We start from the raw sequence: 24471 nt of genomic DNA, 5'->3' as shown, positions 1-24471 counted from the left end.
CCGACCGCGGGTCAGGAGGCCCCGGTCAGCTGGCCCCGATCAGGAGGCGCGGGGCGAGAACAGCCCGTCGGTGACGTCGGTCGGCTGGTCACGGAACCAGCGCAGCAGGGTGCGGACCTTGTGTGACGACGACGGGGACAGGTTGCTGAAGTCGTCGCGGACGCCGGCACCCGCGAGGGAGGCCGTGCCGGCGCCCGTGCCGGAGCCGGAGTCGAAGACGTCGGCGTAGCCCGGGAGGACCGTGGCCAGGTCGTCCGTGACGGCGCGGTAGCCCATGGTCCAGGCGGGGAACAGCCGGTCCTCGACGCGTTCGTCGACGATGGTGTGCACGGCCGTGTGCCGGGGGTCGCGCGCGATCACGGCGAGGCGCTCGCGGACCGCCTCCTCGGGCCCCTCGAGCACCTGGATGAAGCGGCCCTCGCGGTGCAGCAGCATGCCGGTGATGCCCAGGCGGGCGTTGTTCGACCGGCTGGTCATCAGCAGATTGGCCAGGTCGTCGTCGGTGAAGGGGTACGACGATCGACTGACGTACACGGTGGACAGCACGGGTGGGCCTCCTCGGGCTCAGGGCTGGACCGATTCTGCACGCCGTCCGGCCCCGCCGCACTCCCCACTTCTGGGCGCTGACACGCGCCCTGCCCGCCCTGCCCCGCCCGCCCCGCTCCGCCTGCCCTGCCTGCCCGCCCGCCTGCCCTGCCCGCCCGCCGAGTGTGCACATCGCGACAAGACGTCGGCGATCGGCCCCTCGCGGGCGTACGTGAGCGGCGTGTCGAGCTCGGCTGGTCGGGTTCGGTCCGTGGGGAGGGGCGGGACGGGTCGGGTTCGGTCCGTTGGGAGGGGTGGGACGGGTCGGGTTCGGTGCGTGGGGAGGTGCGGGACGGGTCGGGTTCGGTACGCGGGGAGGAGCGGCACGGACCGGATCAGCCGCGCGCACACGACGTGAGCGACCCGGCTCGATCCGGCACGGACCGGATCAGCTGCCGCGCGGCGCCGACCCCCGGGCCCGGCGCCCCTCGAGCACCCCGCCGAGCAGGATCACGGCCACGCCCACCACGGGCACGAGCAGCAGTCCGTACCGCAGCCCGGCCGAGTCCGCGACGAACCCGACGACGGGCGGTGACGCCAGGAACCCCAGCCGGAGCAGCCAGCTCACCAGCGTCAGGCCCGTGCCGGCCCGGAACCCGGGCAGGTTGTCCGCCGCGTGCATCGCCGCCGGGATCAGGGTCGCGACGCCGAACCCCGCCGCCGCGAAGCCCACGATCGTGCCGATCACCGATGGGAACGCCAGTGCGACGCCCATGCCCACCGCGACGAACACGCCTCCGGCCCGGGCGACGGCCTTCTGTCCGAAGCGGTCGACCATGCCGTCGCCCAGCAGTCGTCCGACGAACTGGGCCCCCTGCAGCGAGACGAACCCGAGGGCGGCGACCGTCACGCCGGCTCCGAGCGACCCCAGGTAGAGCGCGGCCCACGTGCTGCCCGCGTCCTCGACGACGGCTCCTGACGACGCGATCACGACCAGGGCGAGCAGCACGCCCCACTTCGCGACGAAGCCGGGCGAGACGCGGCGACCGTCACGAGCCGAGGAGGCGCGGGTCGCGTCGTCGACGGAGCCCGCCCCGGTGGTCGAGCCGGCCCGCGCCTCCTGCGCTCCGTCGTCGACGGAGCCCGTCGCGACGGGTGCGGCCGCCGCCCCGGCGCCCGCGGTCACGTCGTCGCCGGGCAGGACCGCCGCGTCGGCGGTCTCGACCGTGCCCTCGGCCGGTTCGGGCCCGGCGAGCAGCAGCGGGTACGCGACGAGCGCCACGACGGCGAAGATCAGCGCCGAGGCCCCGAGGTGCCAGACGATGGGGATGCCGAGTCCGGCTGCCGCCCCGCCCATGAGTCCGCCGAGGACGGCTCCGATGCTCCACACCGCGTGGAACGAGTTGAGGATCGACCGGCGGTAGCGGTACTGCACGCGCAGTCCGTGCGAGTTCTGCGAGACGTCCACGATGGCGTCGAGGGCACCGGCGAGCAGGAAGCCCGCGGCGAGCAACCCACCGACCGGGGCGATGCCGGCCAGCAGGACGGCGACCCCGGTGACGACCGTGCCGACCACGGCCACCCGTGACGACCGGAGGCGGCGGATCAGCCACCCGGCGCCGAGCCCCGCGACGAGCGCGCCGACCGGCATCGCCGCGACCGCCAGGCCGAAGTCGGCGTTGGACAACTCGAGGCCGTCCTTTATCGCGGGGTAGCGGGGGAGGAGGTTCGCGATGAGTGCGCCGTTGGTGAAGAAGAGCAGGGCGACGCCGAGTCGGGCCCGGCGGTCCTCGCGTGTCGGCACGGTGCGGGCCGGGGCCGCGGGAGAGGTCGTCGATGACGTCATGGTGTACGAACGTACACTAAGGGCGGGCGGCGGCGGAGCGCTCGCGGGGACGCGCCGCGGAGGTGATCAGCGAGGCACCCGCGACCACCACCAGCACGACGATCATCGCGCTGCGCAGGCCCACGTGCTCGCCCACGAAACCGAGCAGCGGCGGCCCGACCAGGAACGCCACGTAGGCCATCGTCGCGACGGCTCCGACCGCCGTCGTCGGGTCGTCGCTGTCGGCTGCGGCCGAGACGGACACCGGGAAGCCCAGGGCGGCACCCAGGCCCCAGAGCACGACGGCGACGCCCGCGACGACGACCGAGTCCGAGAAGACGACGAGGGCGATGCCGACCGCCGAGACCAGTGCGCTGGCGCGCAGCACGGTGGCGTGCCCGAAGCGGGCGAGCAGCGGTTCGCCGAGGAAGCGGCCGACCGTCATCGCCGCCGCGAACGCCGTGAAGACGACCGTGCCGGCGGTCGCCGAGACCCCGTGCCCGTCGACGAAGAGCAGCGGCAGCCAGTCGTTGGCGGACCCCTCGGCCAGGGCGAGCGCCAGCACGATCAGGCCGAGCAGCACGAGCCGGCGGTCGCGCCAGACGGCGAGCGACCCGGCGAGCCGGGCCCGCACCCCGGAGGCGCGCTCGGCCCGCTCGTCGGAGCGTCCGGTCGTCCGCGGCACGATCGGCACCGCCCAGGCCAGTGCGGCGCCGCCCGCGAGCGCGACTCCGAGCAGGTGCCACTGGACGGGCACGTGCGTCGCCGTGAGCAGGATGCCGAGGCCGGCCCCCGCCACCGTGCCGAGGCTGAAGCAGCCGTGCAGCACGGGCAGCACCGACCGGCCCGAGGCGGTCTCGATGGCCGCGCCCTCGATGTTGACGGCGATCTCGGCCAGGCCGACTCCCGCGCCGACCAGGGCGAGGCCGACGAAGACGCCAGGGGTGATCGAGAGCGACGCGGCCAGGCCGACGAGGGCCACGCCGGCGACCAGCGAGCTGCCGCCGATCGCGACCGCGCGGTGGGCCCCGTGGCGTCGCACGATCGGCGCGGAGGACAGGATGCCGCCCATGGACCCGATCGACAGGCCGAAGATGACGAGGCCCATCTCGCCCGTCGAGGCCTGCAGCAGGTCGCGGATGGCCGGGGTCCGCACGACCCACGAGGCGAGCGAGACGCCGACGACCGCCATGAACACGAACACCGCCGCCCGGCGTCGGGCGAGCTCGGGGCTGAACGGCGGTCGGTTCGTCATGCGTCCAGTGTGTACGTTCGTACGCTCGTCGTCTAGGGTGTCGTGCATGACCACCACCGACCACTTCGCCGGCGACCCGCGCACGAACCACGAGCGGATGCTCGCGGGCGACCTCTACATCGCGGACGACCCCGAGATCGCGGCGCGGCAGCAGCGGGCGATCACCTTGCAGGCGCGCTTCGCCGCGGCCTTCGCCGACGACGTCGACGCCGCGCAGGCCGTCGCGCGTGAGCTGTTCGGCAGCCTGCACGAGACGGCCCACGTCCGTCCGCCGGTGTACGTCGACTACGGCAGCTCCATCACCATCGGGGCCGGCACGTTCGTCAACTACGGCCTGACCGCGCTCGACGTGGCCCCGATCACGATCGGGGCCGACTGTCAGATCGGCCCGAACGTGCAGTTGCTGACGCCGACGCACCCGGTCGAGCCGCAGCCCCGTCGCGAGAAGCTCGAGGCCGCGAAGCCGATCACGATCGGCGACAACGTCTGGCTCGGCGGCGGCGCGATCGTGCTGCCCGGGGTGACGATCGGCGACAACAGCGTGATCGGTGCCGGGGCGGTGGTGACGAAGGACGTCCCGCCGAACGTGGTCGCGGTCGGCAACCCGGCCCGCGTGGTGAGGAGCATCTAGTCATGGGGACCGCCCGCCGCACCGAGCCCGACCGTCGTGACCGCCTGATCGACGTGACGCTCGACGTCGTGGCCGAGGTCGGCGTCGCCGGCGCCTCGCACCGCAGGATCGCGGCGCGTGCCGACGTGCCCCTCGGCTCGATGACGTACCACTTCGACGGCATGGACGAGCTGTTGCACGAAGCGTTCTCGCGCTTCGCCGAGACGATCATCGTGCGCTTCGAGGGGCGGCTCGGCGCCGCGACCACTCGCGACGAGGCCAAGGAGGCGGTGGTCGCCCTGGTCCACGACGACCTGACCGGCCCTGCCGCGGTCCGCGACCAGGTGCTCAGCTACGAGCTCTACACGCTGGCCGCGCGCGAGCCGCGGTTCCGCGAGATCACCCGCGAGTGGATGCGCCGCAGCCGGGTCGAGCTCGAGCGACACTTCGACCCGGACACCGCCCGTCAGGTCGACGCCCTGATCGAGGGGATCTCGATCCACCGCGCCCTCGACCCGTCCCCGCCGAGTCGCGCCCTGACCCGGGAGGCCGTGGAGCGCATCACGCGCGTGTCCTGACCGTCGCGGCCCGCGCCTCCTGCGTCGCCGATCGTCATGGCCACAAACCGAACTGAGGTCCCGTCGAGGTGCGGCTCGCATTGCTAGGCGCTCTAATGGAACAGGTGCAGAAGCTGCACGGCGGTGAGAAGGTACGCACCGGATCAGGACGAGAGTCGAGAAACCAGTGGACGCAGAGAGCGACACGTCGCGCCGCGTACCCGGCCCCGACACATCGACGGCCCCCGACACCGCGTTCGGCGACTTCAACGTCGCCAGCGACTTCGGCGAGATCGGCGACGCGGCCCGCACGCCGGCTGCCGACCTGTTCTTCGGTGACTTCGCGCCTCCTCTCGACCCCGACCTGGTCTTCGAGTGCTCGGCGTCCATGAACGGCGAACACGGTGCGGTGGCCCTCTACGAGGACCGCATCATCGTCGAGAGCCCCGACGAGCCCGACGGCGAGGCCGTGTTCTCGGTCGACACGGTGCGGGCCTGGTGGCTCGTCGAGGGCGAGACGTTCTTCGCCCTCGTCGTCGAGGCCGACGTGCTGCACCGCACGCGCCTGCCCTCCGGCTTCAAGGCCGTGCTCAAGGCCGCCTTCACGAAGGCCCTCGGCCCCGCGACGAGCCCGACGGGCGCGTGAGCCCCACGTCCCTCCGCCCCCGCTTCGGGGCTTCCGCCCGGTCAGGACGTTCTTTCAGGGGCTCGGTCGTGGCAAGATCACTGTGATGGAACCCGAACAGACCCTGCCCCCGGTGCGTTCCGAGATGGGCGGCCGCGACATGGACCAGGCGCGCGCGCTGTTCGAGGACACCTACAACGGCGCCGGGTTCCGCACCGACACGCGGCAAGAGACGTTCGCCTACCGCTACACGACGGCCGGCGACGAGGACATGACGCTGCGGTCGGCGATGTTCCTCGGCGACATCCGCGGGGCGATCCAACCCGAGCGCGAGTACGTCGTCGCCTGGATCACCGCGGGCGAGGGCCGGGTCGACGTCGGGGCCGAAGAGGCCGCGTTCGAGATCGGCCGCCCGCTGATGTTCCCGACGGGCAAAGCCTTCGAGTTCGAGGTACGCGAGTACCGCCAGAACCTCGTGCACTTCGACGCCGCCTACCTCGAACGCATGGCCGCCGAGCACGAGGGCGCCCTCGCCGGACCGCTGCAGTTCGACCACACGGCCGTGCCCGACCTGGCGAACCTGCGTCGCTGGCAGGCCACGATCACCAACGCGGCCAAGACCATCCTCGGCGGCGAGTCGACCGAGCTGCTGCGGTCCGAGCTCAAGCGCGAGTCGGCGTTCGCCCTGCTCGACACGTTCTCGCACCGGTCGATCGACCTGCCGCCCGCGCTGCTCGTGCCGCGCAACGCCCGCCTCCGCGAGGCCGTCGAGTACCTGCACACGCACTCGCACCTGCCGGTCAACATGACCCAGCTGGCCGAGTCCGTCCACCTCACGCCGCGCGGGCTGCAGCAGGCCTTCAGCCGACAGCTCGGCGTGACGCCCACCGAGTACCTGCGCACCATCCGTCTCGACCACGTGCGGGCCGAGCTGATCGAGCTCGCCCCGGGCGAGGCCACCGTCGGCGCCGTCGCGCAGCGCTGGGGCTTCACGCACCTGAGCCGCTTCACGGCGTCGTACGTCGAGCGCTTCGGCGAGTACCCCAGCGCGACGCTGCAGCGCTGACCCCCGCGCGGTCGGCCGCGCCGTCAGCCGCGCCGGCGCGAGCAGGCCACGCCGCCACGATGTGAACAGTCCGCCACGTCTTCGTGTGGCGGATCGTTTACTTCATGGCGGGATGGGGCGTGGTGCGACCAGTCCGCCGGCCACCACGCCAGGAGGTGGACACCGCACCACGAGAAAGCCTGGCGCCGTGACCACCTCCTGGCGCTGTGACCACGTCCTGGCGCTGTGCCCATCACCCGGCGGCGTGCGCGCGACGCGGGGCAGCCCCCAGGAGGCGCGGGTCGCCACCCGACGCGGGTCGCGCCCGACGGCGCGCGGGTCGCGGATCGCGGGTTGCGCCCGACGGTGCGCGGCGGGTCGCGTCAGCCGCGCAGCGCGCCGGCGACCCGGTCCCACCACGCGGCCGACGCCGCGCGGGTCCCGTCGAGACGCTCGGCCCACGTCGAGCGCACAGCGTCGCGCCCGGCCCAGGCCGCCAGTGCCGCCGTGTCGGCCTCGCCCGCGAGCAGCTGCGCGGCCGAGACGACGCTCGTCTGCCCGAAGTTGCCGAGCGCCCCGGTCAGCTTGATCGTCGTGTAGTCGTCGACCGCGAGCCCGACCGTCGGCACCCCGCCCGCGACGGCGAACACGGCCGGGTGGTAGCGGCTGGTCAGGTGCAGCGCCGCACCCCGGGCGAAGCGGGCCGCGGCGGGGGAGTCGGTGGTGGGTTCGACCCGCGCGGGCACGGTCAGCTGGTCGAGCACGGCCCGGTGCAGCAGCGAGTCGCCGCGCTCTTCCGTCGGGTCGAGCGAGGCCCAGTGCGCGAGGAAGACGACCTCGAGCCCCGCCTCGCCGGCCACGCGGTCGAGCAGTCGGGCGACGGCGGTGGCGAACGCCGCGCGGTCGGCGTCGCCTACGTGCGCGGACAGGCTGACGGCGAGGTAGGGCGCGGCCGCGCCCGCCGCACCCGCGGCACCCCCGGCAGGAGGCGCGGCGTCGAACCCGAGGAAGCTCGCGTCGTCCACCGTCCCCACGGTCGTGGCGGCGTCGACGCCGAGCGACCGCACCAGCTCGAGCGACGCGCCCTCGCGCAGCCCGACGAGCGCGGCGGCGTCGAGCAGCTCGGTGACGAGCTCGCGGTCCTCGCCCTCGAGCACCGGGCCGATGGTCTGCCCGCTGACGACGAGCGGCTTGCCGAAGCGTCGGGCGACGAGCCCGAGGGTGTTCCGCTCGTAGACGTGCATCGGCCAGAGCGAGGCCATGTTGCCGCCGCCGGCGACGAGCACGCCGTCGGCCTCGCGGACGGCCTCGATCACCTGCCAGGCCGGGTCGTCCTGGGGGAGGTGACCCGCGCCTCCGTCGATCGCCGACAGCACGCGGGCGCGACGCTCGCGCTGGCCGAGCCGGCCGCCGGTCGTCGCGGGGTGGAAGCCGATCGCGGGCACGGCGTCGACGCCGTACCGGTCGGCGGTCTCGGCCGGGTTCGACGAGACGCCGGTGATCGTGGCGCCTCGGGCGCGCAGCTGCACGGTCGCCTCGTGGAACATCGCCTCGTCGCCGATGTGGACCATGCCGTCGAGCACGCCGACGTCTCCGATGGTGACGGTTCGCACGGGTGGGGCCTCTCGCTGCGGGACTCGGCAGCGGGATCGATGCCGCCCACGACGGTACCGGACCCCCGCGGCCCCGAGCACCCGGCCGACCACGCACCGGCCCCGCACCGGCCGGTCACCGGGCGGCGATAGGCTCCACCAGGCCCGGGGCTCCCGGGCCGCCCCGGTGCGCCGCGCGCCGCACCGCCACCCGCTGCACCCGAGAGGCACCGCCATGGGCATCCAGACCTCGCTCGACGCGATCCACGAGGCCGACCGCCTGGTCGACTCGATGCGCCTCGCCGACGACCTCGCGCTCGACGCCGCCCGCACGGGCGGGGCCCGGACCATCCGGGTGCTGCGTGGCGCCCTCGGCAGCCCCGACCAGCTCGTCGCCATCGCGGCGACGAACGCCCTCGCGCAGGTCTTCGACGAGCAGGCCGACGTCGTGCTGAGCGACCTGCTGTCGAGCGACCGCACCTTCCTCCGCGAGCACGCCGCGTCGGCGCTCAGCCAGCGGCTGCCCCGCTACGACACGGTCGGTCGGCTGATCGGGCTCGTCGTGGCCGGAGGCTTCACCGGCATGGTCGCCCAGCGCACGCTCGAGCAGTGGTCGTCGGCCGCCCCCGCCGTCGTCGGGGTCGCCCTCGAGGGCGCCCTGATCGGCGTGCACGAGCCCGACGCCCGGTACCGCCTGGTCGAGACGCTGGGCCTCGTGCGCGCCCGCATCGCCTCGCGTCCGCTGCTGACGATCGCCCGCGACCGCGGCGAGGACGAGCACGTCCGGGTCGCCGCCGTCTCGGCTCTCGGCCAGCGTCGTGGCGACCAGGCCGTCGCGACCGTCGTGCACGAACTCGCCCGGCACGACGGCTACCTCGGCGACGTCGCCCGCCTCTCGGCGATCGACCTCTCGGCCCCCGACGAGGTGCCCGACGGCGACCGGGTGCACGACCGCGGGGTCGAGGACGGGCCCGACGGCGACCACCCGGCCGGGCGCGACGGCCTCACGATCGCGCAGCTCTTCCTGCACGCAGACATCGACGCCGGCCTCACCCACGCCGGCAGCGGCGACAACGGAGGCATCGCGACGCTGCTCGTCCGGCTCGGCGACGCGCTCGCCGCGGGCGGCGTGCTCCCCGCAGGAGGCGCGTCGCACGTCCTCGACGACCCCCGGGTCGCCCGGGTGGTCACCCTCTCGCGCGGGTCGGCGGACGCGGCGGTCGCGAGCGTCCGCGACCTGGCGACCCGCGCCTCCGGACACGTCTACGGGCGCGTGCCGCTGCTCAGCGACCCCGTCTCGTCGGCGACCGCGTGGCCGCTGCGCGTCGCGGCCCGGCGCGGCATCCGGCGGGTGCTGCGCGCCGCGGGCGGCGTCGACCTGCTGCACCTGCGGATGGCCGACGTGGGCAGCCTCGCAGCGGCCGACGTCGCCCGCGAGCTCGACATCCCCGTCGTGTTCACGGTCGCGCCCGACCCGCACGCCGTCATCCAGTCGCTCGACCTCTCGGGCGCGCTGACCCGTGAGACCTTCGGCGACGTCGACGAGGTCGAGCACTTCTGGTTCCGCACCCGGCTCGTGCAGCAGCTCGCCTCGAACGCGTCGCACACCGTGCTGTTCCCCCGGCCCGAGCTCGAGCGCGACATGCGCGAGCTGGTCGGCATCGACGTCACCTCGCACCCCGAGCGCCACACGATCGTGCCCGAGGGCATCGACCTCGACGTGGTCGACCGTTCGGTCGCCGAGGCCGCCGAGCACGCCGCGGGCCTGCCCGCGACCCCGCCGCTCGCCGAGCTGTGCGCGCTGCTCGAGACCCTGCCGCCCGAACGCCGCGGCCTGCCGCTGCTGGTCAGCGTCGGACGACTGCACCGGGTCAAGGGCATGGCGACGATCGTCGAGGCGTGGGCCGACGGACCCCTGCGCGACCGCGCGAACCTGCTGCTGATCGGCGGCGACCTCGAGCACCCGAGCGCCGACGAACGCGAACAGCTCGACCTGATCGACGCGATCGTCCCGGCCGACCGGCACCGCGCCTCCGGACTGCTGCTGCCCGGCCACCGGCCGAACGACACGGTCGCCCGGTGGGTCGCGGCGGCCCGCTTCGGCCTGCCGGGGCTCGCGGCGCCGCGCGGCGTCTACGTCTGCGGCAGCCTGAAAGAGGAGTTCGGCATCGCCCTGCTCGAGGCGATGGGCTCGGGGCTGCTCGTCGTCGCGCCGCAGGGCGGCGGCCCCTCGACCTACGTGCGCCAGGGCGACACCGGCTGGCTCACGCGCACCTGGGACGTCGACGCCCTGCGCCAGGCGATGGGCGAGGCGCTCACCGCGGCCTCGCTCGAGACGACGGAGGCGCGCGCGGCCCGGTCACGCGACACCGTCGAGCGGTCCTTCACGATCCAGGCCATGGCGCGGTCGTTGTCCGGCGTCTACGACACGGTGCACCACGACGAACTCGAACAGCGCGAGTGGAGCGTGAGCGCACGATGACCCTGCTCGTCATCAGCCCCGACTACGCGTCGCACCTGCTGCCGCTCGCGACCCTGGCCACCGAGTGGCGCGACCGGGGCGAGCGCGTCGTCGTCGCGACCGGCCCGGCCACCGCCGCCATCGTCGAGTCGTTCGGCTTCGAGCGCGTGCACCTGCAGCTCGGGCGTGGCTCGAACCCCGGGGTGATCCGCGCCGAGGAGCAGGTGGCCGAAGAGGACGCCTCGCTGCGCGGGTTCTTCGACGCCACCCGGCTCGGGATGGTCGAGACGCTCTCGTACCAGGCGCGCGAACGCCTCACCGACCTCATGTGGCAGCCGGTCGCGACGGCCCGGGCCGTGCTCGACGTGGTCGCCGCCGTCCGGCCCGACCAGATCGTCGTGGACCACCTCGCCTTCAGCGCCCGGCTCGCGCTCGTGGCCGGCGGCGTGCCGTTCGCCGACGTCGTGCTGGGGCACCCGACCGCGCTGCCCGTGGGCGACGAGGTCTACGGGTGCCCGCCCGAGTGGCCCGCGGCGTTCGGCGGTGCCGGTGCTGCACGGCCCGTCGGCGATGCAGGACGCACCACCGATGTGGTGTCGAACCACCCACATGCGTGGTTCGACAGCACATCGGTGGTGCGACCCGGGGCCGAGCCAGAGGGCATCGAGGGGCTGCGTGAGCTGTGCGAGCGGGTGGACTCCTCGTTCACCGCCGAGTGGAACGCCGCCCTGGCCGAGCTCGCTCCGCACCTGCCGCCGTCGACGAGCGCCTTCGGCGAGCACGGCGACCTGCTGCTCTACAACTACCCCGGCGAATTGGCCGACCCCGAGCGTGAGCACCTGCTGCCGCCGCACGTCTGGCTCGGCTCGGCCGTCCGTGCCGAGCCGGTCGACGCCGAGGTCGCCGCCTGGCTGGCAGCCGGTGCCGCGCCGGACCCCACGCCAGACCACGACCCCGCGCCCGCCCCGTTCGTCTACGTCAGCTTCGGCAGCTTCCTGTCGGTGCGGTCGGACGTGCTCGGGCGCGTGGCCGAGGCCCTGCGTCGCGTCGGGGTGCGGGCCGCGATCGCGCTCGGCTCGGGCGACCGGTCCGACCTCGGCGAGGTGCCGGCCGACTGGCTGGTGCGGGAGTTCCTGCCGCAGGTGACCCTGCTCGACGCGGCTGCCGCGGCCGTCACGCACGGCGGCAACAACAGCGTGACCGAGGCGATGACCGCGGGTGTGCCCGTCGTCGTCCTGCCGTTCTCGACCGACCAGTTCGCCGGGGCCGCCGCCCTCGAGCGCACGGGGGTGGGCGTGGCGCTCGCCCCGAACACGGCGACCGTCGACGAACTGGCGGAGGCGCTGCGGCACGTGCTCGACCTGCCGACGCGCGACCCCGGTGCGGCCGGGCGCCTGGCCGGGCTGGCGGCGTCCTTGCGCGAGACGCCCGGACGGGCACGAGCCCACGCGGCACTCACCGGGCGCGGCTGACCGACCGGGCCCGCGCCTCCTCGGCTCGTCGCGTCTCGAGATGCCACGACGTGCCGCTCGCCTTCGCAGGTGAGCGGCACGTCGTGGCGTCTGGTCCGGACGGCCGAGGGCCGACCGGCAGGAGGCGCGGGTCGGCCTACATCGTCCGGGTGTGGAGGATGCCGCCGTCGACGTCGAGCAGGGCCCCGTGCACGAAGGCCGCCTCGTCCGACGCCAGGTAGCGCACCGCGTGGGCGATGTCGACGGGACGCACGGGTCGACCGGCCGGGGTGGCGGCGGTCAGGGCGTCGAGGACGGCCGCGGACTCGGCGTTGCCCGGCGTCGACGTCGCGCCGGGCGCCACGCTGTTGACGCGGACGCCGCGCGGGCCGAACTCGGCCGCCCAGGTGCGGGTCATCTGCTCGACGGCGGCCTTCGACGCGGTGTACATGGCGCCGAACGGCACCCCGACCCGGGTCATCCACGAGCCGATGTTGACGATCGAGCCCGCTCCGCGGTCGGCCATCGCCGGGGCGAGGGCCCCGACGAGCACGTGCGGTGCCCGGACGTTCGTCGCCAGGATGGCGTCGAGGTCGGCGTCGTCGAGGGCGTCGGTCGGCATCGTCGGGTAGACGCCGGCGTTGTTGACCAGGATGTCGACGCGGCCGCCGAGCACCTCGGTGGCCCGGGCGGCGAAGGCGCGGAGGTCGGCGTACGGGCCGGCGAGGTCGGCGGACACGGCGTGGGCCGAGCCGCCCCGGGTGGTGATCGCGTCGACCACCCGTCGGGCTCGGGCGTCGTCGCGACCGCTGACGACGACGGTGGCACCGGAGGCGGCCAGCACGCGGGCGATCGCCTCACCGATGCCGCTGGTCGAGCCGGTCACGAGGGCGGTGCGACCGGCCAGGCGGTCGTCGGTGGGCAGGGAGTCGAGGACATCTTCATTGGACTGCATGGTCCATTGCTAGCACGGACTGGACCGCCGAGTCCAGTGTTCGTGGACCAATTGGTCCAGTCGACGTAGAATCCTTCCGTGGACGAGACGAAGATCACCGAGCGCGGACGGCTCACCCGCCAGAGGATCATCGACGAGACCGGTCGGCAGATCCTCGCCGCGGGCATCGGCGGGACGACGCTCGACACGGTGCGGGCCGCGACGCTGACCAGCAAGAGCCAGCTGTTCCACTACTTCCCCGGCGGCAAGACCGAGCTGATCCACGAGGTCGCCCGGTGGGAGGGGCGTCAGCTGCTCGAGGCGCAGGAGCCCGAGATCCACGACCTCGGCACTTGGGAGTCGTGGGAGCGCTGGCGCGCCGCCCTGGTCGAGTACTACATCAGCCTCGGCCGCTGGGCGTGCCCGATCGGCACGCTCGCCGCCCAGGTCGCCGCCACGGACGCCGAGGTCGAGCGCAGCGTCAAGGCGAGCTGGGACGCCTGGCGCGAGCAGTTGGCCGCGGGCATCCGGCGGCTGCAGGCCTCGGGGTCGGTCGACGCCTCGGCCGATCCGGTGCGCGTCGCCACCGCGATCATCGCCGCGATCCAGGGGGGACTGCTGCTCAGCCAGTCGGAGCGGGCGGGCTGGCCGCTCGAGGCCGCACTCGACCACGCGCTCGGCCCGTTGCACACCGTCCGCCGCGACTGACGCGGGTCGTCCGCCGGACGTGCCCCGCGCCTCCTGCGCTGTCGCCCTTCGGCTCTGTCGCCCCTAGCTCTAGGCGCCGAAGACGACCGCGCGCATCGCGTCCTCGCCGACCGCCGCGTCGCGGTACCGCTGCATCAGCGCGGCGTTGGCGTCGTACTGCGGCCCCTCGCGCACCTCGGCCTGGTGGTGCAGGGCGAAGACCATGCCCTCGTGCCGTCGCGGGGCCTCGCCGAGCAGGGTGGTGTGGGCGAGGTACCAGGCCGCGTCCTCGAAGCCCCAGCCCCGGAAGCGTTCGTCCTGCCCGCCGTGGCTGCGCCACGAGGAGGCGCGGGTCACGTAGACCCCCGAGCAGGCCCCGCGCACGAGCTCGAAGTCGCACCGCTCGAGGGGGGTGCCCGCGGCCGCCTGCGCGGTGCCGTCGCGTCCCAGCCAGTGGTACTCGGTGTAGGGCAGGTGCACCCGGCCGCTCGTGCGGGCCGCCTCGATCGCCGCGAGCAGGGGCTCGCGTTGCGGCAGGGTGTCGGCGTCGCCGATCACGGCGACCTCGTCGTCGGCCAGGCCGGCCACGCCAAGGTTGCGGCACTGGGCCAGGTTGAACACCGGATCGGGCGAATCGATCGTGCGGATCTCGGCCTCGGGCAGCGCGTCGGCGTACCAGTCGCGGACGACCTCGAACGCCGCCACGCGACTGGGTTGCGGACGCCAGGGGAGCACGACGGTGACCATCCCGCGAGCCTAGCGGCGTGCGCCGGGCCGCCCCGCGCCTCCCGCCCCGCCCCGACGCACGATGCACCCGGTTCCGAACGATGAACCCGGAAGCAACCGGGTGCATCGTTCGGAACCGGGTTCATCGCCGTCCGAGTCCGAGCCCGAGCCGAGCTCGAGCCGAGCCCGAGCCGAGCAGCCCTCAGGAGGCGCGGGTCGCGTCCGCCGCACCCGGCAGCGTCAGCTCGAGTGCGTGGCCGCGCACGTGTGACAGGGCTCGCTCGACGGCGCCCGTGGTCACGACCGCGTCGCCCAGCGTCGAGGCGACGACCTCGGGCGCGGCCCGGTGCGTGAACCGGCTGAGCCACGGCGTCGTCCGCTCGAGCAGCAGGCCGATCGAAGGTGCCACGGCCCCGGCGACGACGATGCGGTCGACGTCGAGCATGCCGCTGAGCACGGCGCAGACGCGTCCGAACCGTTCGGCGGCCTTCTCGACCAGGCGCAGGGCCGTCGCGTCGCCGGCGTCGGCAGCGGCCAGCACGGCGGGGGCCTCGAGCTCGTCGAGCGGGATCGTCCGCAGCGGCGACGAGGCCGGCACGGTGCCGAGCTCGCGCGCGGCCCGGGCCCAGTCGCGCAGCAGGGCTCCGAGGCCGTCGGCCGATCCGACGCCGTCGACCAGGTCGAGGAGGCGCATCTCGCCCGCGGCACCGCGGTTGCCCCGCACGAGGGCTCCGTCGAGCACGAACCCGGCGCCGAAGCGCTCGCCGGCCAGCAGGGTCACGAACGACGCGGTGGCGGCACCGGCACCCCCACCGACCTCGCGGTCGGCCCGGGACGCGGCCGCGGCCTCGGCGACGGCGGCGAGGTTCGCGTCGTTCTCGACGACGACGGCCCAGCCGCGCAGGGCGAACAGGCCGACGTAGTCCGGGTTCATCAGCTCCCAGAAGTCGGCGCCGGCCTCGACCGGTGACCGGCCCTCGGCGTCGGTGGGGGCGGGGACGCCGACGGTCACGGCGAGCACGTCGTCGTCGGCGAGCGAGGCCGAGGCGAGGGCGTCGTCGACCAGGGCCGACACGATGCCTCGGCGGTCGTCGGCCGAGCCGCAGGGGTCGATGCGGCGGACGGCCCGCGCGAGCACGTCGCCTCGCAGGTCGGCGACCACGGCGGTGAGCTGGTGCTGACCGGCGTCGACCCCGACGACGTGCCCGGCCGACCGTGCCAGGGCGTAGCGCCGCGCGGGGCGGCCCTTGCGGTACTCGCCGGTCGAGCGGGCGTCGGCGAGCGACACCATCCAGCCGTGGTCGATGAGGTCGTCGCAGACCCCGAGCACGGTGGACCGGGTGAGTCCGGTGAGGGCGATCAGGTCGCTCGCCGTGACGGCGTCGACGGACCACGCGTGCCGCAGCACCTCGGCCGCGTTCATGCGGCGGAGCAGGCTCGGCGACGACACCCCGGTGCTCAGCGCCACCCGCGCCTCCTCGTGCTGTGGCCGGTGCCTCGCGACACGGCGGATCTTTTCGACGACGACCCATGGTGCCACGCCGCGAATTGATCTAGGGTCTAAATCTACACACCAGATCAACTCGGTCCCGACGCTGTCGTCGGGGTCGCGACCCGGGAGACGACGACGTGCCCACACCCCCACTGCCCTCCGGTGCCGGCCTCAGCCGACGCACCCTCCTCGGCGGGATCGGTGCCGCCGGGGCGGCGCTCCTCCTCGCCGGCTGCGCCCCGTCCGGCTCGGGCCGCGGACGCACCGAGATCACCTTCTACGCGACCAAGCCCGAGGCGATCCCGTACTTCTCCGACCTCGTCTCGCGGTTCAACGAGTCGCAGTCGGCGATCCGGGTGATCCACGACTCGACCTCGGGCATCTCGGCCGGCTTCGTCCGGGGCAACCCGCCCGACGTCGCGGCCTTCACGTACAACCTCGAGATGGCCCGCTTCATGGAGCGCGGGGCGTTGAGCGACCTGGGCGACCTGCCCGAGGCGGGCACGATCCGCCCCGAGGTGCAGGAGCTGGTCGACCAGTACGCGACCTACCCCGGCCGGACGAGCGTGCTGCCGTACTCGATCACCGCCGCGTCGGTGATCTACAACCAGCAGGTCTTCGCCGACCTGGGCGTCGAGGTGCCGACCACGTGGGACGAGTTCCTCGCGGCGTGCGACACCTTCACGGCGGCCGGCGTCACGCCGATCTACAGCACCTTCCGCGAACCGTGGACCGTCGCGCAGGGCCTGTTCGACTACACGACCGGCGGGTCGCTCGACGTCGCGGCCTTCTACGAGAAGATGAACGCCGAGGGCACGAGCGTCGGCCAGGGCGGCTCGGTCTCGTTCGAGAAGGACTTCCGCGAACCCGTCGAGCGCATGGTGCAGCTCGGCCGGCTGTCGAACGCCAACCGCAACAGCCGCGGCTACGGCGACGGCAACCTCGCCATGGCCCAGGGCGAGGCGGCGATGCTCATGCAGGGGCCGTGGGCACTCGGTGAGATCACGAAGGCCAACCCCGAGGCGAAGGTCGGGACGTTCCCCCTGCCGATGACGGACGACCCCGCCGACCGCAAGGTGCGGGTCAACCTCGACCTGGCCCTGTGGGTGCCCGAGCAGTCGCGCAAGCAGGACGCCGCCCGCGAGTTCCTGACCTACCTGATGCAGCCCGAGATCCAGGACGCCTACAACCGCGACTTCCTGGCGTTCGGCACCACGAGGTCGGCCCCCGCCGTGACCGACGAGCGCATCGCCGGCATGCAGAGCTACTACGACGACGCGCGGTTCTACCAGGGGGCCTCCAAGGCGATCCCGCTGACGATCCCGGCCGAGAACTACGTGCAGGGCATCGTCACGGGCGCCAGCGTCGAGGGCACCCTGCGCACCATGGACGCCGACTGGCGCCGTCTGGCGCTCCGCGCATGAGCGCGATCGACGGAACGGCACGCACCACGGGCCCGGCCGTCCGGGCCACCCCGACCACCGCCCGAGTCGAAGGAGACCCGATGGCCACCACCACCCCCACGGCCGCGCGAGGCGCCCGCACCTCGTCGAGCGGCAGCACGGCCGGCAACCCGAGGCGTCGCGGCAGGCGCGTCGACCCGGTCTTCTACGTCTTCCTCGTGCCGACGCTCGTCCTGTTCTCGCTGGCGATCACCCTGCCGGCCGTGATGGGCGTGTTCTACAGCTTCACGAACTCGATCGGCTTCGGCGAGTTCGACATGGTCGGCGTCACCAACTACCTCGCGATGGCGACCGACCCGGCGATCCTCGGCTCGTACGGCTTCACGATGGGCTTCGCACTCGTCACGGTGATCGCCGTCAACGTCGTCGCGCTGCTGCTGGCCATCGGCTTGACCTCGCAGATCAAGGCCAAGACCGCGCTGCGGGCCGTGTTCGTGATCCCGATGGTCATCTCGGGCATCATCATCGCCTTCGTCTTCCAGTTCCTCTTCTCGAACTCGTTGCCGGCCCTCGGCGCCTCGCTCGGCATCCCCGGGCTGCAGGACAGCATCCTCGCGAACGCCGACACCGCCTGGATCGGCATCGTCGTCGTGACCGCGTGGCAGGCGATCCCGAGCACGCTGCTGATCTACATCGCGGGCCTGCTGGCCATCCCCGGCGAGGTGTACGAGGCGAGCAGCCTCGACGGCGCCTCGGGTTGGAAGCAGCTGCGGTCGATCACGCTGCCGCTCGTCGCGGGCTACGTCCTGATCAACACGATCATCGGCTTCAAGAACTTCCTGAACTCGTACGACATCATCGTCGGCCTGACGAACGGCGGCCCCGGCACGTCGACCCGCAGCATCGCGATGACGATCTTCACGGGCTTCACCGGCGGCGACTACGCCTACCAGATGGCCAACGCGACCATCTTCTTCGTGATCGCCGTCGCGATCGCGCTCGTCCAACTCCGGATCACCCGCGGAAAGGCGGCCGTCTGATGGCGAACACCGCACTCGTCACCCCGGCCGCCTCGGCGGCCCCCACCCCGGGAGGCGCGGGTCGCGACGCCGACGCCGTCTCCCGTCGTCGACGCGGTCGCGTCGGTCGGGAACGCCCGAACCGGCTCGTCACCGCGTTGCTCGTGCTCGGCTCGATCACCGTGCTGATCCCGATCTACGTCACGATCACGATGTCGCTCAAGACGTCGGCCCAGGCCGTCGACGGCAACGCGTTCAGCCTGCCGGCGCCGATCGACTTCTCGAACTTCGCGGCCGCCTGGCAGCTGACCGACTTCCCGCGGGCGTTCGGCATCTCGACCCTCGTCACGGCGGTCACCGTCGTCGGCACGGTCGTGCTGGCGTCGATGGCGTCGTACGCCATCTCGCGCAACTGGGACCGCAAGCTGTTCCGCTTCTCGTTCTTCTACCTGCTGGCCGCGATGTTCCTGCCGTTCCCGGTCGTCGCGCTGTCGCAGATCAAGCTGACCGGCATCGTCGGCCTCGACAACCCCGCCGGCGTCGCCCTGCTGCACGTCATGTTCCAGCTGTCGTTCTCGATCCTGCTGTTCACGGCGTTCCTGCGGTCGTTGCCCGAAGAGCTCGAAGAGAGCGCGCGGCTCGACGGCGCCACCACGTGGCAGGTGTTCTGGCGCCTGGTCTTCCCGCTGCTCGCCCCGATGAGCGCCACGGTCGGCATCTTCGCCTTCCTGGCCTCGTGGAACGACTTCGCGATGCCGTCGCTGATCACCGCCGACCCCTCACTGCAGACCCTGCCCGTGCTGCAGCAGATCTTCCAGACGCAGTTCAGCAACGACTACAACGTCGCCTTCGCCTCGTACCTCATGGCGATGGCCCCCGCGATCGTCGTCTACCTCTTCACCCAGCGCTGGGTGATGGCGGGCGTGACGCAGGGCGCGATCAAGTAGGCGTCCGTCGGGGACGCGACCCGCGCCTCCTGACCCCCAAGGCAACCCACCACCCCCGAGAGGACCTCGCTCCACGATGACCGACACGCTCCGCACCGCACCCTCGACCGAGCTGCTGACCGACGACCCGACCTGGTGGCGCCAGGCGGCGGTCTACCAGATCTACCCCCGCAGCTTCGCCGACTCGAACGGCGACGGCATCGGCGACCTGCCCGGCATCACGGCGGCGGTGCCCTACCTGCAGCGGCTGGGCGTCGACGCGGTCTGGCTCAGCCCGTTCTATCCGTCGGCCCTCGCCGACGGTGGGTACGACGTCGACGACTACCGCGACGTCGACCCCAAGATCGGCACGCTGGCGCAGTTCGACGAGATGATCGACGCGCTGCACACGGCCGGCATCCGCGTGATCGCCGACCTCGTGCCGAACCACTCGTCCGACCGGCACGTCTGGTTCCGGGAGGCGCTGGCCGCCCCCGCGGGATCGCCCGCCCGGGCGCGCTATATCTTCCGCGACGGCCTCGGCGAGACCGGCGAGCTGCCGCCCTCGGACTGGACGTCGATCTTCGGCGGCCCGGCCTGGACGCGCGTCGCCGACGGCCAGTGGTACCTGCACTCGTTCGCGAGCGAGCAGCCCGACTGGGACTGGGACAACCCGGAGGTGCGCGAGGACTTCCTGACCACGCTGCGGTTCTGGTCGGACCGCGGGGTCGACGGCTTCCGGGTCGACGTGGCGCACGGGCTGGCGAAGAGCCTGCCCGAGGTGCTGCCGTCCACGGCCGAGCTCGAGGCGCTGCCCAAGGCCGACGGCGACCACCCGCTGTGGGACCGCGACGAGGTGCACGAGATCTACGCCACGTGGCGCGAGGTGTTCGACGAGTACGACCCGCCGCGCATCGCCGTGGCCGAGGCCTGGGTCGAGCCGTCGCGTCGTGCCCGCTACGCCAGCGCCGAGGGGCTGGGCCAGGCGTTCAACTTCGACCTGCTCGAGGCCGACTTCGACGCCACGCAGTTCCACGACATCATCACCTACAACCTCGACGCGGCCGAGGCCTCGGGGTCGTCGACGACGTGGGTGTTCTCGAACCACGACGTCGTCCGACACGCGACCCGTTACGGCCTGCCCGCCCTCGACGGTCGCGACGTCAAGCAGGGCGCCGAATGGCTGCTGTCGGGCGGCACCTCGCCCGAGGTCGACGTCGAGACCGGCCTGCGTCGGGCTCGTGCGGCGTCGCTGTTCATGCTCGGCCTGCCCGGGTCGGCCTACGTCTACCAGGGTGAGGAGCTCGGGTTGCCCGAGGTCGCCGACATCCCCGCCGACGAGCGCCAGGATCCGTCGTTCTTCCGCAACCCCGGCGTCGACATCGGTCGGGACGGCTGCCGCGTGCCGCTGCCCTGGACCCGGTCGGGCCCGTCGTTCGGCTTCGGCCCGGGCGACGCCCACCTGCCGCAGCCGAGCTGGTTCGGCGAGTACTCGGTCGAGGCGGAAGAGGCCGACGCGACCTCGACGCTGGCGCTCTACCGTGCGGCCCTCGCGGCACGACGCGACCTGCAGACCGACGAGACGCTCGAGTGGTTGCCGGTCGAGGGCCGCGACGACGTGCTGCACCTCGTCCGGCCCGGCGGATGGCACGTGGTGTGCGTGTTCGGCACCGAGCCCGTCGACCTGGCCGCGCTCGGGCTGGGCTCGAGCGAGGTGCTGGTCTCCAGCGGGCCGCTGACCGACGCCGGGCAGCTGCCGGGCGAGACGGCGGCCTGGTTGCGCGGCTGATGGCGGCCTGGTCGCGGGGCTGACGCCGGCCTGGTTGCGGGGCTGACGTCGGCCGTCCGCGGGCGGTGACCCGCGCCTCCTGGGCGTCGAGCGGGCGTGTTCGTGGTCGGCGGGCGTCCTCGGACGCCCGCCCGCCGCGGACCCGCCCGTTTCTGCGTCCGCGGCCGCCGCAGGCCGGGAGGCGCGGTGCCGGTCAGGCGGGGACGTCGTCGCCGGCCGTGGAGCGACGCTGCTCGACCTCGGCCTCGAGCTTCGCCAGGCGCGCGAGCCGCTCGTAGTGCTCGGCCTCGCGGTCGAGGTCGGCGAGCTGCTGCTCGGTGCTGCGGACGCGGTGGTCGAGCGTGCGGGCCGCGGCCTCGTGGTACCGGCTCTGGTCGCGCGGGCCGATCTGCTCGACGCGTCGGCCGTACTCGCGGCCTGCGGCGAACCAGACGATGCTGCCGATCAGCGGCAGGAACAGCACGATCATGATCCACAGCCCCTTGGGCAGGTGGCGGACGTCGCCCTCGGGACGCGTGACGATGTCGACGAGCGCCCCCACGATGAGCAGGAGGGGCAGGGCAGCCAGCACGAAGGTCACGGCCCGAGGGTAGGGGGTGCCGTCGGCCCGGCGGAAGCCCCGCGAGGTGGGGTGACCGCGCCCCGCCTGTGCCGCGTTCTGGGTGTGACGGGCCCTTCGGACGGTCGGTAGCGTCGCCCGCATCACGGCGATCGACCCCGGTCAGGAGGTGCGGTGCCGGTCGACCACGAAGGGTGAAGCTCCTGAAAATCCGCCTCCACCCCTGGTCAGCGGGCGTCTCCGATCGTAAGGTGGGTCGGTCCGCCCGAACGAGGAGAACCGTGAGTCGCTGCGCCGTCCGTCCCAGGAAGCGCTCATGACCGACCCCTCGAACACCCCCGAGTCCTCGACGACGACAGAGCAGACGCCCCGAGCCGACCCGCCGCTGACGCGTCGCGAGGCCCGCGCGCTCGAGCGCGCCGCCGCCGGTGCTGCTCCCGCCGCAGCCCCCGCCGCTGCTGCTCCCTTCCCTTCGTCCGCCGCGCCTCCCGCCGATCCCGCGACGGCCGACCCCGCGACGACTGACCCCGCGATGAACCCGGTTTCGAGCGATGCACCCACGAGCAACCGGGTTCCTGGTTCGGAAGTGGGTGCAACGCTGCGCGAGGGTGTGGCTGCTGAGCCCGCGACGGCCGAGCCCGCGACGCGCGTCGCGCGGCGCCCGCGGCCCTCGGTGCCGGCCCTGCTGCGTCGGACCCGAGACGCCGGCGGCCCGAGCCCCCGGGCGACCCCCGGTCGTTCCCGGCTGCGCGCGGTCTCGTCCCGCGTCCGTGCGGCGACCTTGCCCGTGCTCGGCGTCTGTGCCGTCATGCTCTTCTTCACCTCGAACCTCACTCCGGCCTCGGCCAGCGACCTGGGCGGGTCCAACATCCCGACCGCCGGTGCCGCCCCGATGCCGACACAGACCCTCGCGGCGTCGCTCGTCGTGCTGACCGTCTCCGACCGTGACGCCTTCGGGGTGACCGACGCACCGCCGCCGCCGCCTCCGCCCGAGCCCGAACCCGTCGTCACGTCGAAGAACGTGGCGGGGTCGGCGAGCTCGAACCGCGCCTCCTCGGGGGCCGGCACCATCGTCAACTCGGGTACCGGCGACATCCGTTGGCCGTTCCCGGGTTCGGTCGTCCTGAGCTCGGGCTTCGGCCCGCGCTCGGCACCGTGCGCGGCGTGCTCGAGCATGCACATGGGCCTCGACATGACGCCCGGCGGCGGCACCCCGATCGGTGCTGCTGCGGCGGGCGTCGTGCGGACCTCGGGCATGCACGGCCAGTTCGGCCAGTATGCCGTGATCGACCACGTGATCGACGGCCAGCGGGTCAGCACCCTGTACGCGCACATGCAGGTCGGGTCGAGCCCGCTCGTCGCCGGTCAGACGGTCCAGGTCGGCGAGCTGGTCGGCAAGGTCGGCCGCAGCGGAGTCGCGACCGGCGAGCACCTCCACTTCGAGGTGTTGCTGGGCGGCACGACGCAGGTCGACCCCAAGGCCTGGCTCGACGCGAACGCCGGCCGCACCCTCTAGCCAGCCGCACCTTCTAGCTGGGCGCACCTTCTAGCCGGGCGCACCTTCCAGCCGGTCGCACCCTCCAGCCGGGCGGGCCGGACCGCATGGCAGTCCACCGCAGGGCCGCTCGTCCGTCCCGTCACCGCTCGTTCGCCCCGTCGCCGAGTGGTGCCGCCGCTGATGCTCGTCGTGCCGATGGTGCCGTCGACGGGCCAGTTCGTCGACACCGGTCCGTCGTGACGGCCCGGTCGCCAGGAACACGCCCGCCTCGCGTGCGGCAGTACCCGCCGCCCGCCACCCGCCTCCCGGGCCTCAGGCCGTGCGACGCGCCTCGCGCCAGGCCCGCACCTCGGCGGTCAGTTCGGCCTTGCGGCCCGCGTCGGCGAACGACGCCTCGACCGAGTTCGTCGCCAGCAGGGCCAGTGCGTCGTCGTCCAGCCCGAGCACGTCGCGCAGCGCCTCGTAGTTGTCGCCCACGTAGCCGCCGAAGTAGGCGGGGTCGTCGCTGTTGACCGTGACGAGCAGCCCGGCCTCGAGCATGCGGGGCAGCGGGTGCTCGGTCAGGTCGGACACCACCGCGAGCCGCAGGTTCGACAGCGGGCAGACCGTGAGCGGCACCCGGTCGGCGACCAGCCGTGCGACGAGGGCGTCGTCCTCGAGGCTGCGCACCCCGTGGTCGACGCGTTCGACGTGCAGCAGGTCGAGGGCGTCGGTGACGTACGACGGCGGCCCCTCTTCACCGGCGTGGGCGACGACGTGCAGCCCGAGGGCGCGGGCGCGGTCGAAGACGCGGGCGAACGCGGCCGGCGGGAACCCCACCTCGGACGAGTCGAGCCCCACCCCGATCAGGTCGGAGGCGCGGTGCGCGACGGACTCGAGGGTCGCGGCCGCGTCGCCCACCGGCAGGTGCCGCAGGAAGCAGAGGATGAGCCCGCCCGTGATGCCGAACCGCTCGCGCGCCTCGTCGAGCGCCTGGGTCAGCCCGTCGACGACCTCGTCGACGTCGACGTCGCGAGAGGTGTGCGCCTGGGGGTCGAAGAACATCTCGACGTGACGCAGCCCCTGGGCGTGGGCGCGTTCGAGGTAGGCCCAGGCGAGGTCGCGGAAGTCCTGGGCGGTCTGCAGCACGGCCGTGCACGCGTAGTAGAGGTCGAGGAACTCCTGCAGAGAGCCGAAGGAGTACGCGGCGCGCAGCTCATCGACCGAGGCGAAGGGCAGGTCGACGTCGTTGCGGTCGGCGAGGGCGAAGACGAGCTCGGGTTCGAGCGTGCCCTCGACGTGCAGGTGCAGCTCGGCCGTCGGCGGCGTCGCGAGCACGGTGCCCGAGAGGGGCGAACCCGAGAGGTCGCTGCTCGTCGGGGTCGTGCCCCGGAGGGGCGTGCCGGGCGCGGGGGCCGCGGTCGTCGGGGAGGTGTCGATCGCCGTCATCGGGCCACCGTAGCGGCAGCGTGCCTCCCGACGAAGCCCCGTGCACGATCGTTCACCGTCCCGT

At 73.4% G+C, this 24471-nt stretch carries 21 protein-coding genes; 12 read left to right on the top strand and 9 right to left on the bottom strand.

Going from position 1 to position 24471, the window contains the following annotated elements; genetic code table 11:
* Positions 1–39 precede the first annotated feature (39 nt).
* The 3 genes from IFT88_RS14660 to IFT88_RS14650 all read right to left on the bottom strand — a co-directional run bounded on the left by IFT88_RS14660 (position 40) and on the right by IFT88_RS14650 (position 3605).
* Positions 40–546 carry a BLUF domain-containing protein gene (locus tag IFT88_RS14660; protein ID WP_052505427.1) on the bottom strand — a complete coding sequence of 169 codons (507 nt, stop codon included), beginning with the start codon at positions 544–546 and terminating at the stop codon, positions 40–42.
* Between the two features lie 427 nt (positions 547–973).
* Positions 974–2371: an MFS transporter gene (locus IFT88_RS14655; protein ID WP_192121424.1), complete on the bottom strand. Its 1398-nt coding sequence runs from the start codon at positions 2369–2371 to the stop codon at positions 974–976.
* 16 nt (positions 2372–2387) lie between these two features.
* On the bottom strand, positions 2388–3605 hold the full coding sequence (locus IFT88_RS14650; protein WP_192121422.1) for an MFS transporter: 1218 nt from the start codon (positions 3603–3605) through the stop codon (positions 2388–2390).
* A 46-nt stretch (positions 3606–3651) separates the two neighbouring features.
* On the opposite strand from IFT88_RS14650, the gene IFT88_RS14645 reads away from it, so the two are divergent.
* The 4 genes from IFT88_RS14645 (at position 3652) to IFT88_RS14630 (ending at position 6463) form a co-directional block, all read left to right on the top strand.
* The gene (locus tag IFT88_RS14645; RefSeq protein ID WP_192121421.1) at positions 3652–4236 is read left to right on the top strand and encodes a sugar O-acetyltransferase; all 585 of its coding nucleotides are present in this window, start codon (positions 3652–3654) and stop codon (positions 4234–4236) included.
* Between the two features lie 2 nt (positions 4237–4238).
* Positions 4239–4793 (top strand): TetR/AcrR family transcriptional regulator, encoded by a 555-nt coding sequence (locus tag IFT88_RS14640; protein WP_043596884.1) that lies wholly within the window; start codon positions 4239–4241, stop codon positions 4791–4793.
* 166 nt (positions 4794–4959) lie between these two features.
* Complete coding sequence (locus IFT88_RS14635) at positions 4960–5418, top strand: hypothetical protein (protein WP_192121419.1); 459 nt, start codon at positions 4960–4962, stop codon at positions 5416–5418.
* Between the two features lie 85 nt (positions 5419–5503).
* A complete protein-coding gene (locus IFT88_RS14630; protein WP_052505426.1) occupies positions 5504–6463 on the top strand; it encodes an AraC family transcriptional regulator in 960 nt (319 codons plus the stop codon).
* A 362-nt stretch (positions 6464–6825) separates the two neighbouring features.
* Here the strand turns inward: IFT88_RS14630 and IFT88_RS14625 are convergent, their stop codons facing one another.
* The gene (locus IFT88_RS14625) at positions 6826–8055 is read right to left on the bottom strand and encodes a polysaccharide pyruvyl transferase family protein (protein ID WP_192121417.1); all 1230 of its coding nucleotides are present in this window, start codon (positions 8053–8055) and stop codon (positions 6826–6828) included.
* A gap of 214 nt (positions 8056–8269) precedes the next feature.
* On the opposite strand from IFT88_RS14625, the gene IFT88_RS14620 reads away from it, so the two are divergent.
* Both IFT88_RS14620 and IFT88_RS14615 read left to right on the top strand, forming a co-directional pair.
* Complete coding sequence (locus IFT88_RS14620) at positions 8270–10516, top strand: glycosyltransferase (RefSeq protein WP_192121415.1); 2247 nt, start codon at positions 8270–8272, stop codon at positions 10514–10516.
* Entirely contained in the window at positions 10513–11967 is a 1455-nt protein-coding gene (locus IFT88_RS14615) for a nucleotide disphospho-sugar-binding domain-containing protein (RefSeq protein ID WP_192121413.1), read from the top strand. Before IFT88_RS14620 ends, IFT88_RS14615 begins: the two co-directional genes overlap by 4 nt.
* 136 nt (positions 11968–12103) lie before the next feature.
* Here IFT88_RS14615 and IFT88_RS14610 read toward each other — a convergent pair whose 3' ends face one another.
* Positions 12104–12901 carry an SDR family NAD(P)-dependent oxidoreductase gene (locus tag IFT88_RS14610; RefSeq protein WP_192121411.1) on the bottom strand — a complete coding sequence of 266 codons (798 nt, stop codon included), beginning with the start codon at positions 12899–12901 and terminating at the stop codon, positions 12104–12106.
* A 78-nt stretch (positions 12902–12979) separates the two neighbouring features.
* Between IFT88_RS14610 and IFT88_RS17730 the strand changes: the two genes are divergently transcribed.
* On the top strand, positions 12980–13588 hold the full coding sequence (locus tag IFT88_RS17730) for a TetR/AcrR family transcriptional regulator (RefSeq protein WP_056044705.1): 609 nt from the start codon (positions 12980–12982) through the stop codon (positions 13586–13588).
* 69 nt (positions 13589–13657) lie between these two features.
* On the opposite strand, the gene IFT88_RS14600 is transcribed toward IFT88_RS17730, so the two are convergent.
* The gene (locus IFT88_RS14600; RefSeq protein ID WP_157489780.1) at positions 13658–14314 is read right to left on the bottom strand and encodes a hypothetical protein; all 657 of its coding nucleotides are present in this window, start codon (positions 14312–14314) and stop codon (positions 13658–13660) included.
* A 181-nt stretch (positions 14315–14495) separates the two neighbouring features.
* On the bottom strand, positions 14496–15761 hold the full coding sequence (locus IFT88_RS14595; RefSeq protein ID WP_192121409.1) for an ROK family protein: 1266 nt from the start codon (positions 15759–15761) through the stop codon (positions 14496–14498).
* A 161-nt stretch (positions 15762–15922) separates the two neighbouring features.
* Here IFT88_RS14595 and IFT88_RS14590 point away from each other — a divergent pair, with 161 nt between their 5' ends.
* The 4 genes from IFT88_RS14590 to IFT88_RS14575 all read left to right on the top strand — a co-directional run bounded on the left by IFT88_RS14590 (position 15923) and on the right by IFT88_RS14575 (position 20922).
* Positions 15923–17209: an extracellular solute-binding protein gene (locus tag IFT88_RS14590; protein ID WP_192121407.1), complete on the top strand. Its 1287-nt coding sequence runs from the start codon at positions 15923–15925 to the stop codon at positions 17207–17209.
* 80 nt (positions 17210–17289) lie between these two features.
* A complete protein-coding gene (locus IFT88_RS14585; protein ID WP_192121405.1) occupies positions 17290–18228 on the top strand; it encodes a carbohydrate ABC transporter permease in 939 nt (312 codons plus the stop codon).
* A complete protein-coding gene (locus IFT88_RS14580; protein ID WP_043596911.1) occupies positions 18228–19154 on the top strand; it encodes a carbohydrate ABC transporter permease in 927 nt (308 codons plus the stop codon). The genes IFT88_RS14585 and IFT88_RS14580 overlap by 1 nt, the downstream gene beginning before the upstream one ends.
* 76 nt (positions 19155–19230) lie before the next feature.
* Complete coding sequence (locus IFT88_RS14575; protein WP_192121403.1) at positions 19231–20922, top strand: glycoside hydrolase family 13 protein; 1692 nt, start codon at positions 19231–19233, stop codon at positions 20920–20922.
* A 193-nt stretch (positions 20923–21115) separates the two neighbouring features.
* Here the strand turns inward: IFT88_RS14575 and IFT88_RS14570 are convergent, their stop codons facing one another.
* On the bottom strand, positions 21116–21502 hold the full coding sequence (locus tag IFT88_RS14570) for a PLD nuclease N-terminal domain-containing protein (protein ID WP_043596920.1): 387 nt from the start codon (positions 21500–21502) through the stop codon (positions 21116–21118).
* Positions 21503–21797: 295 nt separating this feature from the next.
* Between IFT88_RS14570 and IFT88_RS14565 the strand changes: the two genes are divergently transcribed.
* Positions 21798–22997: a M23 family metallopeptidase gene (locus tag IFT88_RS14565; RefSeq protein WP_192121401.1), complete on the top strand. Its 1200-nt coding sequence runs from the start codon at positions 21798–21800 to the stop codon at positions 22995–22997.
* 294 nt (positions 22998–23291) lie between these two features.
* Here the strand turns inward: IFT88_RS14565 and IFT88_RS14560 are convergent, their stop codons facing one another.
* Positions 23292–24407 carry an adenosine deaminase gene (locus IFT88_RS14560; RefSeq protein ID WP_192121399.1) on the bottom strand — a complete coding sequence of 372 codons (1116 nt, stop codon included), beginning with the start codon at positions 24405–24407 and terminating at the stop codon, positions 23292–23294.
* Positions 24408–24471: the final 64 nt, after the last annotated feature.

This window comes from Frigoribacterium sp. CFBP 8751 (genome assembly GCF_014841545.1).
In the GTDB taxonomy this organism is placed as follows: Bacteria; Actinomycetota; Actinomycetes; order Actinomycetales; family Microbacteriaceae; genus Frigoribacterium.
Note: the sequence above shows the minus strand (reverse complement) of the source record. Positions and strands in the feature narration are given on the sequence as shown.